This is a genomic window from Sporosarcina sp. Y1004 (assembly GCF_057669665.1).
The window spans coordinates 53,397-67,539 of record NZ_JBYHFQ010000014.1; the positions used below are offsets into that span (position 1 = coordinate 53,397).

The following is a 14,143-nucleotide window of genomic DNA, read 5'->3' on the forward strand; positions in this document are numbered from 1 at the left end:
AAACTGCCGGACTTTTACCTATTTCCGATTACGGTTTAGATCACGGTTTATATGGTACGTTGCATCGTCATTTGCTTCGATTGCTTCTCTGAATTCCAGCGCAGCATCGAACGTTTTAAGTTCGTTTTTAAGGTCCGCTGTACAGCTCGCACATAATTTCCCTGAGCTTGTCAGCTTGCCGCAATTATCGCATGGATACCCGAGATTCGGAAACAATGCGGGTTGGAGCCGACCTTTTCGTACCCATTGGTGAAGCAAAGTTTCCGTCACGCCAGTTACTTCAACGATGCGCTCGATGGTCGCCGCCCGGTTTTCACGTCTTCTTAAAAAGCGGTATACTTCCTCATACATTTTCTCTTCGCTTGCAGCGCACTTCGCACAAACGTCACGTAGGCCCGTATAGTTGAAAAAGCCACCGCATTTAGGACAATCTCGTAGTTCTGCCATATCGTCTATCTCCTATCTATTCATCGTTCAGCACGGATAAGTGTTAGCGCTTCGACACGCGTTGCACCTGCCTCTTTTAAGACGGTTGCCGCATGACGGAGCGTTGTTCCTGTCGTATAAATATCATCCACTACAATGTACGTACCTGGTTGAATTGTAATTCCGGGTATTGTCGTGAATAAAGGGTCCATCGCAAGACGCTGTTCTTTCGATTTCTTTCCCATTGCCTCTGTATTCGTTTTTTCTAAAAGATGCGTAAACGGAATGCGTGCGCTTTTTAGCAGTTCATCGACATGAGCGAATGTCCGTTGAATCTTTTTTTCGGGATGCATCGGGATTGGAACGACTGTTGCCACACCTTTTAAATGGGTGCGTAGTTCATTCGCGAAGACGGTTGATAGTGCAATGTCTTGAAGGAATTTGTATTGGTGCAGGTATTCCCGCATCGCTTCGTTATAGGTATAGAGCGATGTGATTTGGCTGAGTAAATTGTCTACTTCCTTTATGTCGGCACGTTTAAACTTTTTTGAACAGTTTTGGCAGATATCTGATTGTTTTTGCAGTCCAACAAGCGCTTTCCAGGATGGCGCTATCGCAATTGGTGTTTGACAGAGAAGGCATTCGTTCACGTGCGGACCCCACCTTTATTGAGCAAGTCAATTTCGTTTTTCGCTTCGTCCATTGCGTACGTAACGCCGTGGTGAAATAATACAAAATCGCCTGATGGATGGTTTACGGAACGTCCGACACGACCACCGATTTGAATCAGCGCGCCTTTGTTGAAGATGAGCTGTTCTGCCCCGACGACGGCGACTTGGACGTTTGGAATGGTAATGCCCCGTTCAAGAATCGTGGTTGTCAGAAGTCCCGGAACTTTTTTGTCGCGCAGTGCTTGGACATGTTCTTTCCGATCGGGATGCGACGCGTGGACCGCATGAATGCGTGCATCTAGCATTTTGAATAAAGGCTCCGCTTCTTCCATCAGTCCTATGTGATGAAAGAAGATGAGAAAAGGTTCCTTTCTTAGAAGTCGTTCTTCCGTCCAGCTAGCAAGTTTTTTCGGCAAGTTCCCTTTTTGAATGTGTTTTGTGTAATTCCACAGAGAGTCATACCGCGGAGTCGGCAGCGGATGTCCGTGGTATCTACGGTTTATGGTTGAAACAGCCCCGGTTCGTTTGATATCCGCAAGTAATTTATCAGACGGAGTCGCTGTTACGAAATGGACGGGTGCATCAGGTTTCGCCGCTTTTCGAACGGCTCGCCGTAAGGTTTCTTCGGCTGTATAGGGAAAGGCATCGGCTTCATCGACGAAAATGGCATCGAAGGCGTGACGGAATCGGTAAAGCTGATGGGTTGTCGCAAGAATCAGTTGTGCGGAATCGGTTGTTGTTTCTGCGCCACCGTATAACGCTTCAATTGCAGTACGCGGAAAAGCTGTGCGCAAACGCGGTTCGAGTTCTAATATGACGTCGACGCGTGGCGCTGCGATGCATACTCGTTTGCCTTCTGTAAGCAGTTTGCGAATTGGTTCAAAGAGAATTTCTGTTTTTCCTGATCCGCAGACGGCATGGATGAGATGCGGGATTCGTTCGGTTGTGCTTTTTGTTAGTTCTAGGGAGGCTTTCTGTTGCGCGGGTGTTAAGGTTCCAAGCCATGCGAGCGTATGGTTTGTCGGATAAATCGGTGGTTCTGCGTTCCAGACAATGAGTTCTGTGCATGTTGAAACACGTCCCATTTTCAGACAGTGCCTGCAATACGTGCACGGACCAACGCATTTGGCGCAGTCGAATGTTGTGAAGCGAGATTGTGTGGTGTTTTCACATCGATTGCAGAAGTGATGTGAAAAACGTTTGTATGTCTTGGTGGTTTTGATGCCTGGGATGGTTTTAATGTGCGCTGATTTGATGTGTGCGTCGATTAATTCAATAGAAAAAGGAGTGTGCAGACGGAGCCAAATACGGCCAGCCAGGAAATCCCTAACTGACGGATCGAATGTATTTGTCATCCGCAACACCTCCCTTATTTTGGACTATCTACTTGCTTCGGCACTTTTAGATGTGCCTGAATCAAGCTTAACTCGTTCGTCGTTTAACCCATCCGAGTCCCATGGATGCTTCCCCTAAATGTGTCCCGATCACAGGTCCAAAATGACTGATTGTGAACTCAACATTCGGTAACCGCTGCGAAAGTTCAGCTAGCCACATTTCAGCGTCTTCTGGACGATTGGCATGGATGATTGCCGCCTCGAGTGGCATAATTGCTGCGTCTACTGCTAGCAAATCAACAATTCGTTTCATCGCTTTTTTACGAGTGCGTATTTTTTCAAATGGAACGATCACTTTTTCTTGGAAATGAAGCAGTGGTTTTACTTGAAGAAGTCCACCAATCAATGCTTGCGCAGCAGACAATCTGCCGCCGCGTTGCAGATGTGTCAGGTCGTCCACCATGAAATAAGCGCGCATTGTCTGCTTCATTTCATTGAGCTCGGAGATAATTTCTTCCGGTGATGCACCTTCTAGCGCAAGTTCTGCCGCGCGAATGACGTAGAACCCTTGCATGTAGGTCGAAATTTCCGAATCGAATGTGTATATATCAATGCCTTCCACCATGTTACCGGCTTGTCCCGCCCCAGCGTATGTTCCACTAATTCCGCTGGATAAATGGATGGAAATAACCGCGTCATGTGTGCTTTTTAGCGATTCGAACAGTTCTACAAATTTGCCGATGGGCGGCTGTGACGTCTTTGGCAGTGGCCCATCCCCGCGCACTTTATCGTAAAAATCGGTTGAGCTAATGTCGATTTCTTCATCGAACACAGTACCGCCCAGTGTGACTGTCAGCGGTATCATCCGAATGTCCAGTTCCTTCATTAAAATTGCAGGTAAGTATGCCGTACTATCTGTAACAATTGCTGTTTTCAAATTCCGATCAACTCCTGCTTCTATTCTACCTAAATTGTGGTGAAATGGGAATGAGTAGTATGGAGAAAGCTAGAATAATTGAGGGTGAGGTTTCCTTGGCGGCCGCTTACGTTGGGGGTGTTCCATTATTGAGAGTGATTTGGAGTGTAGAGTCTAGACCGCTTGGCGCTTTGGGGATGCCTCTCGCCATGAGCCTGGATTGACGCTTCGCATCCAGTCTCATGGCGAGAGGCTACCCCTTTGCCGCGCCTGCGCTAGTGACTACACTAGCGTGGGAATTATGATACTGAGATGTATGGACTGAGATTACAATGCTATTCCTCTTTGATACTAATCTCATTTCAGAAAGATGCATTACAGATTGCAGGTATAACCCCTGATAATGGACTGCGCTTTCTAAAGTAGATTCTCAAGCGTAGGAGCGACTTCGTGGTAACCAAAGCGATAAGACCGATGGAGGGATGCGGTTCAATCCCTCCCAGAAGCGGTATTAGCAGGATTTTTGATTCATTCTCTATATAGTGACTGTCGTTAAAAACATTCATTCGATTTCCATATGTATTGATAAAATCAATATATACAGCTAGATTCTAGGAGTAACAAATAACGTCCTCTCCTTTTTATTAAAGAAAGCGAACCTGTTTCATTCGATTTGTTGTACCCAGCGATGTGCCTCTAGAGTGATTCTGCTCAATTCCGTTTGCGAAATCTTCATGTTCTTCGACAAATATTCAATTGTGTCCCAGTCGAACTTTTCAACCGCGATGGTTAGTTCAAGATAAGGTGTAATTTCCGTTGGTTCTCCCCTTAAAGTAGACACTACTTTGTCGGACAGTGGAATGAGTTGGAAGATTGCGTCCCAGCTCCGTTTCAAAATGACATCAATTAAGGAAAACATGCCTGTCAGGAAATACTGTTCAGGGTTTTTCTGCCCATTCTGTTTAGCTAGAAGTTCGGCCATTTTAGCCCGTGTCAGTGAGTATTCAGCAAGTGCTTTTGCTCTGCCATTCCCTTCACCTTCCCCTATCTCACGCATAGCAAGAACTTGTATCCATCTATTTGTTTCACGAAGACCTATCAGAACAATGGCTTGTTTAATAGAAGCAATCTGTTTTGGGACGCCAAATGCGTATGTATTAATTATCCTTAGCAGTTTGTAGGAAAGTGAAATATCATGCATGATCAGTTCAGTAATTTCATTCACGTCAGGGGTTTGCTGATAAAGGCGCTCCATAATTTGAAAATGCAATGTAGCGTTTGACGGGATTTCAACACCTGTAATAATTTCAGGTTTGGCGAAGAAATAGCCTTGAAAAAGCGAATAGCCTGTCGCTTTTGCAGTTGTAAACTGTTCTTCGGTTTCGATTTTTTCGGCAATCAGCACGATTTCAGGATGTTTCCGAATAAAATCGGCTATTTCCTTCCTTTCAATTAGGGTTGTTGCCAAGTAATCCACTTTGATGAAATCAACTATCTTGAATAGATCACGATGTACGCGATATTGAGGTTGTAATATAAAGTCGTCCAGGGCAATCTTAAAACCATCCTCTTTCAACGATCGAAGTCTAGTTAAAAGTGATGGAGTAATTTCTACGTTTTCCAAGACTTCGATAACGACATTGTCCGGATTTAAAGATAGAAAAATATCCTGGGCGAGTAATTCACCCGTGAAATTGATAAATGACAAACTATTCTCCGAAACTTTTTTGACACCGATTGTCAGGAATGTGTTGACGAGTAATCCAATGGTCGCTTTTTTAGGATCTACATCAGGATAAAAATTATTATAGCTGTTTCGATATAGCAGTTCATATGCATAAATATCTCCATTTCGATCCAATATTGGTTGTCTGCCAACAAATACATTCGAGCCTGTCATTTTACCCACCTCTTTTGTACTAGTATAGCAAAATTTCTTAATCATACCAATCTATTTACTAATTAGTAAATTTTATTACATTCGCCACCCCCTATGAATAATGGTATATTCTTGTTATAGAATGTTAAAGTCAAAGGGGATATTTATATGGAAGCAATCCGTTATGAGCAAAAAGGTAATCTTGCTTTTGTGACGCTCGATCGTCCAGGCGAGTTGAATGCATTTAATTACGACATGCTAATTGAACTTGGTCAAGTTACAGAGTCGATTCGCATTAATCCGGACATCCGCGTTGTTGTATTTACGGGTGCGGGCGACCGTTCTTTCAGTGTGGGGGCTGATTTGAAGGAGAGAAAAACACTTCCGGATCTGCATGTAAAACGTAACCTCTACAAAATTGGCGAGGTATTTTCGGCAATTGAAAACTTGCCGCAACCTACCATTGCGATGATGAACGGCTTTGCATTTGGAGGCGGAATGGAACTTGCGCTTGCTTGTGATTTCCGAATTGCAGCTGATTCTGCGCTTATGGGGCTGACGGAAACGAGTCTAGCGATTATTCCTGGTGCAGGTGGAACGCAGCGTCTGCCAAGGTTAATAGGTGAATCAAAAGCGCTCGAACTGATTTTAACGGCTCGGAGACTAACAGCTGGAGAAGCGCTAGGTTATGGAATGCTTACTCGTATTACAACACCGGAAAATCTTGTCCAAGAAACCGCTGACTTTGCAGATTCAATTCTAGCAAATGGCCCGATTGCGTTGCAACAAGCGAAATTCGCGGTGAAGAACGGCATGAATGTGGATTTACAGACCGGACTTGCTCTTGAGCGCAAGGCGTATGAACTTACGATTCCAACAGAAGATCGGGTTGAAGCGCTGAATGCATTTGGGGAGAAGCGCAAGCCTCAATTTAAAGGTAAATGAACAAAGGAGAAGGCAAACACGCCTTCTCCTTTTTATTTCATAAAAAATGCGATTATCATGCCCATCACTGTTAACGAAACACTATGATACCCTGCACTGATGAGAAAGAGTGTATATTTTCTTCCTTCAAAAAATGTAGGCGACAATTCCCGCGCACTTGCGATTCCAGCTCCTGCTAAAAATCCAATTAAAGCTCCTCCGCCAACTGTAACCGTCCCAAGCATCGAGATGAAAAGAGATAGGATGATTGCAGTAATAATGCCGGCAAGTGTGGTCAGTCCGTATCCGATACTTGGGTTACTCGCTGATAATTCCTCACGCGTTTTCCCAAGCGTATTCATCCATATATTTGCAAAGAGTAATGGTGAATACCATAAAGCCCCGATTATCATATTTGCCACGACAGCAAGTATGATTGCTAAAATACTAATTTGTGAAATGTCCATTCGCCTTCCCCTCCAATCGACGATGTGTAATATAGACTATCCCATTAAGCGATAGTCGGTGGAATAACGGGTTTCATCGTCGGACAGCGCGGATCTTTTGACACTTGTGCAGCCGCTTTGGTGACGATGAGTATAATATTTGTAGCCCCTTGGCGATCTGCAACATGCTCAGCTCTGACGTAGGGCCCATAATCCCCGTTTGCAATATAGCGCGGCGGCAATTCGTTAAGCGCGATTGCCATGATATCATCCAAGCACCGTTCGCACTGACATACCAGTTGCAGTTGGTCTTTATACTGCATCAGCACATCGTGTACGACTTGTTCCATAACATTATATAAAGCCATTTTTTCACGCTCCAGTAGCAGATTAATATGTTTCGTCAACATACTTTTGTCCACTATTTTCCATCAATCATACCATTCCTTTGCTTTCTTATCGCCTGCTAAACGACCTACAATTGAAACTCCCTTTTACTTCTTAGGTGCCGACGCGAGCGCTCGTATATCACGGTTGACCGCCCGTTAACCCTTCCAAACCGACCAATAAACTCCGACGACCGACCGTTTACTCGCCCTAACCGCTCAATAAACTACGACGACCGACCATTAACCCTCCCACACTGCTCAACAAAACAGCCACCCCGCAACTACGGAATGGCTGTTTTAACACTATAATCATTATTTCACTCGTCACTAACCACCGATAATCTCCGAGTCTCCCATTCTTCACGGAGAATGCCCATCCGAATGGAATCATAATACGTACCATTCCAATAACGAACTTTCCGTATACGTGCTTCCATCATCATGCCCAGTTTCGCGCCGACTTGAATCATTCGTTTGTTGCCTGACCACGTTGTATATCCCACACGAACCAGCGGCATTTCATGGAATAAATGCTCAATCCAAAGCGTGAGTGCTGTCGTGCCATAGCCCCCGCTCCAATATTTTGGTGCGTAGATGAGGATTCCCATCTCTAGCCAAAGGGACGGCTTATGCTCCCAGTAATAGCTAACCATGCCGATTAATTCGCCATTAACTTCGATGCCCCAGCAATCATCCTGGTCCACAATTTCGTCGCTACCTTTCAGAAAGGCCTCATATGTCATTGTCTTATGTTCGTAATAAGGCGCGTCCCACTTTTTCCATTCGGGGTTTTCCTCTTTAAAACTGAGTTCCCACATGCGCTGTAAATCTTGTTCTTTCATGGGTCGTATTGTAACTCCATCTTTTGTGTAACTCAAACAGATTCCTCCGGCTCCATTATAAATATTTCGCGAACCAGCCTGTGATTTCATCCAACCTCGCAATGCGCAAGTTCGGTGTGCCGGTGCGCGATAAGTTATGATCAGCATCTGGGAAACGGACGAATTCCGTTTCTTTCCCCATGCTTTTCAATGTAATGTATAGCTGCTCCGCCTGTTCGATTGGGCAACGGTAATCTTTTTCAGAATGAAGGATTAACAATGGTGTCTCAATGTTTTTAGCATATTTCAGCGGCGAATGCTCCCATAACTTTTCCACGTCAGTCATATCCGCGCCAATTTGCCAATCACACAAATAGTAACCGACATCAGAGACGCCGAAGAAACTGATCCAGTTCGAAATCGAGCGTTGTGTAACCGCCGCCTTGAATCGATCCGTTTGACCGACAATCCAGTTCGTCATGAAGCCGCCGTAGCTGCCGCCTGTTACGCCAAGTCTGTCTGTATCAATCCAGTCATTCTCCTGAATGGCATAATCGACTCCAGCCATAATATCCTCGTAATCTCCGCCTCCATAATCACCACGTACCGCGTCCACAAACTCCTGGTTGTAGCCATGACTGCCGCGCGGATTTACGTATAGGACGCCGTATCCTTGTGCTGCTAACAGTTGCATCTCATGCAAAAACGTATTTCCATACATTGCGTGTGGACCGCCATGAATTTCTACGATAAGCGGGTATTTTTCACCTTCGACGTAGCCCGATGGTTTCATGAGCCAGCCATGCACGTCCCAGTTTGTCACGCTTTTATAGACGATTGCTTCGGGTTCAATAAGTTCAACTTCCTTCAAATACGCACTGTTAAATGAAGTAAGTTCTTCCCGTTCACCTGACACAATCATTTGCTTGTACAATTCTCCCGGATTGACAGCATTACTGACAGCAACGAGTGCAAACTCGCCGTTTGCCGATAAATCATATCCGTAAATATGCTCATTTTCAGTTGTTGCTGGGTACAATTCCCCTTCAAGCGATGCAAAGTACAAACGGACATCGCCCATCGTCGATAATTGGAAATACAACTGGTTGTGTTTTGTCCAAACTACCGCAGGTGCGCCCGAGCCTTGCTGATGATCCGCAGCTACAGCATCTCCGATTGGTGCGTCGAGACTCTCCGTGTAATTCATTCGCGTGCCATCTTCCGTGTCATAAATGAAAAGATCTGAATGGGTCGCATTATAGAATTTGTTATCCGCGCCTATGAATGCGATATAACGGTCGTCGTGTGAAAACGCCGCCCCGCCAAAAAAGCCTTCTTCATCCACCAGAACCGTTTCTTCTTTCGTTTCAACGTCGACAAGTAATAGCGGCTGCCTGAAATCAAAATCCTGATTTTCTGTTCGATTGACACCGATTACAAGTTTCTTGCCGTCATGCGATACGGCTTGAAGGCCATACTGATGATTGCCTTCCGTGAACTGAGTCACTTCTTGCGTCTCGATATCGACGACGCCGATTTGATTGAACGAATCCTGCGGCAGAAGACCTGCTCCGTCCATCTGGTATTTCATCTTCGTGACACGGTATGGTTCTGGCCTTTTCTTTTCGGCCTTCTCTTCTTTATCCGTAAATGACTTGCCCTCTTTAACAGCTGCATTGACCCATATTTTTTTCCCACAAGGCGACCATAGGAAACTAGAAACCCCATTTTCAAAAGACGTCAGTTTCTGCGCTTCCCCGCCTCGTGCCTGTAGAATAAACACTTGGTTCTTCTCTTCGCGGTCCGATAAAAAAGCAATTTGTTTTCCATCGGCAGACCATTCTGGCGATGAAATACTTTCTTTTCCGTGCGTCCACTTCGTTACTTCATTTGAAGTAAGATTGACGTGAAATAAATTAGATATATATTTATTATCCGCTTCGTCAATATGCGTTTTCACGAATACCGCTTCCTTACCTTCCGGCGCGATCCGCGGATTCGTGACAGAGTGCAATTTGAACAAATCATCCACTTGCAATCTACGTTTTCCCATTGCAATTCCCCCTTATGTAATCTATAACTACTTATTTCGACATCCGTAACAGGTTTCCTTTTATTCGGCAGATTAAGTCTAGACAAATAGGCGAATTCCCGTTAGAAATTAAACGGAAACTCGCCTTTTGTGATAAATGCAGGAGGCCAACAAGTGATTGAATTAGATATCCTGCTTATACCGCTTTGCGCTGGAGAATCTATTTAAGAAGGCGCATTTCATTGTCTATAATTGCGGAGGTGATTAATAAAAACCCCAACATTATAGTTAAATTTAGTAATCCCGTTAATACCGCTTCGACGCTTTGTGGATGCCTCCCGCGATAAGCCGGAAAGGAGATCACTTTCAGTCTTATCGCTCCGGCTACCACTAAGTCGCGCCTTCGCTTGAGAATCTATTTAAGAAGGCGCATTTCATTGTCTATAATTGCGAAGGTGATTAATAAAAACCCCAACATTGTAGTTAAATTTAGTAATCCCGTTAATACCGCTTCGACGCTTTGTGGATGCCTCCCGCGATAAGCCGGAAAGGAGATCACTTTCAGTCTTATCGCTCCGGCAACCACTAAGTCGCGCCTTCGCTGGAGAATCTACTTTTGAAAGCGCATTTCATTATTAGGGGTTATACCTGCAATCTGTAATGCATCTTTCTAGAATGAGATCAGTATCAAATAGTAATCACATTATAATCTCAGCATATACATCTCAAAGTCACACTTCTATCGATAATGAATATTCCAGCGCATGCGCGGCAAAGGGGTAGCCGAAGCCATGAGACTGGATGCGAAGCGTCAATCCAGGCTCATGGCGAGAGGCATCCCCAATGCGCCAAGCGGTATAAATTCCACACTCTGAACTAAAACTTTATCAATAATGTACACTCCAGCGCAGGCGCGGCAAAGGGGTAGCCGAAGCCCTGAAACTGGATGCGAAGCGTTAATCCAGGCTCAGGGCGAAAGGCATCCCCAAAGCGCCAAGCGATCTACAATTCACACTCCGAATTTACAACTCTCCCTCAATAATGTGCAGCGTAAAACACTACCTGCCTACTTGAATCCCGCCAATTGACCCTTAATATATGCTGCCCGTGCTTCTATAAAATCGATGATATACGCAGGCTCCTTATCAAAAATAGCGATACTGTCTTTCTTATATGGATCCTTCAATAGATACGGCCTAATTAAAGCATGCATACTTTCTATTTTCGGCTTCAAGTTTTCCACAGTAAACTGGTTGCTCAAAATCTCTTCCAATTTCTCTTTATAGCGATTTCGAAATGTTTTCACATCGAGAATCCGCGCGGTTAGTGTATTGAATCCTTCTATTCTTAAATAATCTTCCTCCATCACTTCCCCGTTAACATCCCTGCCCCATGTTGCATCGTAATCCCAAGGTATGACTTCAAATAACCCTGTTTCTCCGTTTTGGTAAAGTGCATAGTTATGAACAAATCCATCAAAGTTTTGGGTAAATACGACGCCAGCCAACCAGCAAAGGTACTTCTCGACATTCACATAATTAACTATTTCACTTTCAAATTCTTCCCTTGGAATCGTATTAATCTTCAATATCATATCGTGTACTGTTTGTTCATCCTGTGCTGTTCCCCATTTTAGTTCATAACCAAACGCAAGTGATTTTTTCACTTCTTTATCAAGATCACTCATTAATGAAAAATTGGCATCCCCATTCACTGCATAAAAAATAGGCCCTAAAGGTAATTTCCGATTCGAGAGGAAGTGTTCATCCACGGACTCTAATTCCAGATAGAGCCCTTCGTTTTTACCATTTATCTTCAAAAACACAAATTGAGACTTTGGAGAGAGACAACCAATTTCATTGAAAAAATCAAAAGACAATTTATTTCTTAGCAGTGATGGATCCTTATATTCTGCGTTTAAATGAATGGTCTTTGTATTTCGATACAGAACCGGTTTATAAAAAGTGACTTGATATGATTTTTTGGGAAATCCACGAATATGGGATCCACGGTATGCAATATCAATATCTAACTTTTTCTCGTTTATCGTGAGCTTTGCTGGAACTGGATCATCTATCCAAATGTCTTTACGAATTTCACTTAATTCGAGAGGGTGAATAAAAAGCCTGTATTCAGGTAGTTTCATATCCTTCTTCATGCGAATCCTTTCCCTTCATCGTTACCCTATTCCTATGAAGGGATATCAAAGATGTTTCCTATGTAATAAATAATTATTTTAACATTATACGCACTTGACTCTATCCCTTTCGATTCACCGACGTACCTTGAGGGGAGAGGAAGGAAATTACTACAAATCCGAAATGTTCAATCAAAGGCCATTTCGCTTCCCTTTCTCAAAACAAAGAAGAAGGGAGGTATAGATATGTCAATATTTTATTCGAATGAAATAGAAAGAGCGGTTGAAAAAGCTGATCGCTTGGGGTTAGATGATTTCATGTATCAAGATCCTCGTAGCAACAAACATCGAACTGTCAGAGACACGCGCGATACTAGGAAACAACGGCGAACGAGCAGAAAACGATGCACGTCTCGCAGGCGAACTGTCAGAGGCACGCGCGATACTAGGAACCAAAACCGTACTAGCAGAAAACGATGCACGTCTCGCAGACGAACTGTCAGAGGCACGCGCGATAAAATGAACCAAAACCGCACTAGCAGAAAACGATGCACATCTCGCAGACGAACTGTCAGAGGCACGCGCGATAAAATGAACCAAAACCGTACTAGCAGAAAACGATGCACGTCTCGCAGGCGAACTGTCAGAAACATGCGTACTTTTGCAGATGAAAAGATCTTGGCTGCACAAAGAGGCAAACGCATGAACCAACGATTTACTGGTAGAAAACGATGCACTTCCAGGAATCAAGGAATGACTGGTAGAAAACGACGCACTTCTAGGAATCAAGGACTGACTGGTAGAAGACGACACACTTCTAGGAATCAAGGACTGACTGGTAGAAGAAAACGTAATTGCTGCAATTAAGGAATCGCAACTAGGAAACACTTATTAACTTAGTTATGAAGTGATTCACCGAATACGTACAAACGTAAAACCCTTTCCATTTGCGGAAAGGGTTTTATGTTGGATTTCATTTTCCTGCTCGTTCCATTAGATAGCTGACGAACACATCATCTTGAACAAGCCAAGCTTCTTGGTTCCTTTTCAAGTAACTTTCTCCTTCATCAAAACTAGAAAAAGTTGTCTCTTCAATCGCCCACTCTGTCTCATTGATTGGATACAGAAGAAAGAGTTCTTTCTGCCTGTTTTGATAAAGTGAGCCGTACGATGACCTCTTCAGGTTATGGCGATTCCCTTTCGAATCCTCACGTAATCTTTCCAAGTGAAATGTTTCTGCTACAAAAAGTTGATAAGCTTCTTTGGTTAAAGAGCAGCCGGATGCTTTTGCGTGCCCGCCGCCTCCAAAAGAACCTGCTACCTCAGACACGTCAACATGGTTATGGATTGTTCGGAAACTTACTCGTTTTCCGCCAACATTTAATATCGCGATATAATCCAGATGCGGATATTCTTTGCCTAGTTCATTGCCAAGCTCAGAGTGATACGATTCCGCGTAAACGATGCCTGCATAAAGGCCATCCGTTTGCGTCTGAACGAGTTCTCGGCGTTTTCGACGGATGTATCGTTCTATTTTATTGTCTTCCATATCCAATAATTTAGTTTCAAACGCGTCAAACTGGAATTGTTCACTAGTTGTTAGCCGTTCTATCATTTTCTCTTCAAATTCCTCAATCGTTATTAGATAGAAAAGGGCATTCAGTCGCTGCGCTTGATGGTTTTCATTTTTCTCCCATTCCCACGTATCATACTGCCTAACGAGCTCAACAAATTCAGCGATGACGTTTGTGGGATCTAATAATTGTTGCGTCACCAGGTAATCGTAATACAAAGATGTCGCAGATGTTAATTTTCCATCCGCATCCTCAACAATCACTCGTCCCCACTCATACTCGTTAAAAGACAGAGCCGTTTTGTGGTGGTCTAACAGGAGTACTTTCCCGCCATTTTTGTAAAAGACATCTAGCTTTTTTTCATTTTCTTCGTTAACGGATAAATCCGTGATGAACAAACCCATTTCTAAATCATTGTTTTCAAGAAACCCCTCAACTTCACGATCGAGCCCAGAAACGGAATTGTAGCGAACTTTTACTTGCTTACCAAAAGCAAGCTTTGCTAAAATACCGCATCCGACGCCATCTAGGTCATTATGTGATAACAATTTATACATCTTCTTCACCTCTTCATTCAGTATGGTTTTAATAGGG

At 43.8% G+C, this 14,143-nt stretch carries 13 protein-coding genes and 1 pseudogene; 3 read left to right on the top strand and 11 right to left on the bottom strand.

The features are described from left to right. Positions 1-18: 18 nt before the first annotated feature. The 5 genes from AC25Y6_RS11150 to AC25Y6_RS11170 all read right to left on the bottom strand — a co-directional run bounded on the left by AC25Y6_RS11150 (position 19) and on the right by AC25Y6_RS11170 (position 5,247). Positions 19-447, bottom strand: a complete 429-nt coding sequence (locus AC25Y6_RS11150) for a TIGR03826 family flagellar region protein (protein WP_488143072.1) — start codon at positions 445-447, stop codon at positions 19-21. 20 nt (positions 448-467) lie between these two features. Then, entirely contained in the window at positions 468-1,076 is a 609-nt protein-coding gene (locus AC25Y6_RS11155; RefSeq protein WP_488143073.1) for a ComF family protein, read from the bottom strand. Continuing rightward, positions 1,073-2,452, bottom strand: coding sequence for an ATP-dependent helicase ComFA (locus tag AC25Y6_RS11160; RefSeq protein WP_488143074.1), 1,380 nt, complete (start codon positions 2,450-2,452; stop codon positions 1,073-1,075). The genes AC25Y6_RS11155 and AC25Y6_RS11160 overlap by 4 nt, the downstream gene beginning before the upstream one ends. 67 nt (positions 2,453-2,519) lie before the next feature. Beyond that, on the bottom strand, positions 2,520-3,368 hold the full coding sequence (locus tag AC25Y6_RS11165; RefSeq protein ID WP_488143075.1) for a DegV family protein: 849 nt from the start codon (positions 3,366-3,368) through the stop codon (positions 2,520-2,522). Between the two features lie 643 nt (positions 3,369-4,011). Beyond that, the gene (locus tag AC25Y6_RS11170) at positions 4,012-5,247 is read right to left on the bottom strand and encodes an EAL and HDOD domain-containing protein (protein WP_488143076.1); all 1,236 of its coding nucleotides are present in this window, start codon (positions 5,245-5,247) and stop codon (positions 4,012-4,014) included. Between the two features lie 147 nt (positions 5,248-5,394). Between AC25Y6_RS11170 and AC25Y6_RS11175 the strand changes: the two genes are divergently transcribed. Beyond that, on the top strand, positions 5,395-6,171 hold the full coding sequence (locus AC25Y6_RS11175; RefSeq protein WP_488143077.1) for an enoyl-CoA hydratase-related protein: 777 nt from the start codon (positions 5,395-5,397) through the stop codon (positions 6,169-6,171). 32 nt (positions 6,172-6,203) lie between these two features. On the opposite strand, the gene AC25Y6_RS11180 is transcribed toward AC25Y6_RS11175, so the two are convergent. From AC25Y6_RS11180 to AC25Y6_RS11200, 5 genes are all read right to left on the bottom strand, one after another. Continuing rightward, positions 6,204-6,617, bottom strand: a complete 414-nt coding sequence (locus AC25Y6_RS11180; RefSeq protein ID WP_488143078.1) for a DUF1761 domain-containing protein — start codon at positions 6,615-6,617, stop codon at positions 6,204-6,206. A gap of 44 nt (positions 6,618-6,661) precedes the next feature. Further along, on the bottom strand, positions 6,662-7,006 hold the full coding sequence (locus AC25Y6_RS11185) for a late competence development ComFB family protein (protein ID WP_488143079.1): 345 nt from the start codon (positions 7,004-7,006) through the stop codon (positions 6,662-6,664). Between the two features lie 296 nt (positions 7,007-7,302). Further along, positions 7,303-7,863 carry a GNAT family N-acetyltransferase gene (locus tag AC25Y6_RS11190; RefSeq protein WP_488143080.1) on the bottom strand — a complete coding sequence of 187 codons (561 nt, stop codon included), beginning with the start codon at positions 7,861-7,863 and terminating at the stop codon, positions 7,303-7,305. Positions 7,864-7,882: 19 nt separating this feature from the next. Continuing rightward, a complete protein-coding gene (locus tag AC25Y6_RS11195) occupies positions 7,883-9,859 on the bottom strand; it encodes a S9 family peptidase (protein ID WP_488143081.1) in 1,977 nt (658 codons plus the stop codon). A 1,045-nt stretch (positions 9,860-10,904) separates the two neighbouring features. Next, positions 10,905-11,996: a CotH kinase family protein gene (locus AC25Y6_RS11200; RefSeq protein WP_488143082.1), complete on the bottom strand. Its 1,092-nt coding sequence runs from the start codon at positions 11,994-11,996 to the stop codon at positions 10,905-10,907. Positions 11,997-12,221: 225 nt separating this feature from the next. Here AC25Y6_RS11200 and AC25Y6_RS11205 point away from each other — a divergent pair. Continuing rightward, a pseudogene (locus AC25Y6_RS11205) lies at positions 12,222-12,278 on the top strand (hypothetical protein); the annotation flags it as partial. A gap of 7 nt (positions 12,279-12,285) precedes the next feature. Then, positions 12,286-12,498: a hypothetical protein gene (locus AC25Y6_RS11210; protein ID WP_488143099.1), complete on the top strand. Its 213-nt coding sequence runs from the start codon at positions 12,286-12,288 to the stop codon at positions 12,496-12,498. Positions 12,499-12,948: 450 nt separating this feature from the next. Here AC25Y6_RS11210 and AC25Y6_RS11215 read toward each other — a convergent pair whose 3' ends face one another. Then, positions 12,949-14,106 (bottom strand): DHH family phosphoesterase, encoded by a 1,158-nt coding sequence (locus tag AC25Y6_RS11215; protein ID WP_488143083.1) that lies wholly within the window; start codon positions 14,104-14,106, stop codon positions 12,949-12,951. Between the last annotated feature and the right edge of the window lie 37 nt (positions 14,107-14,143).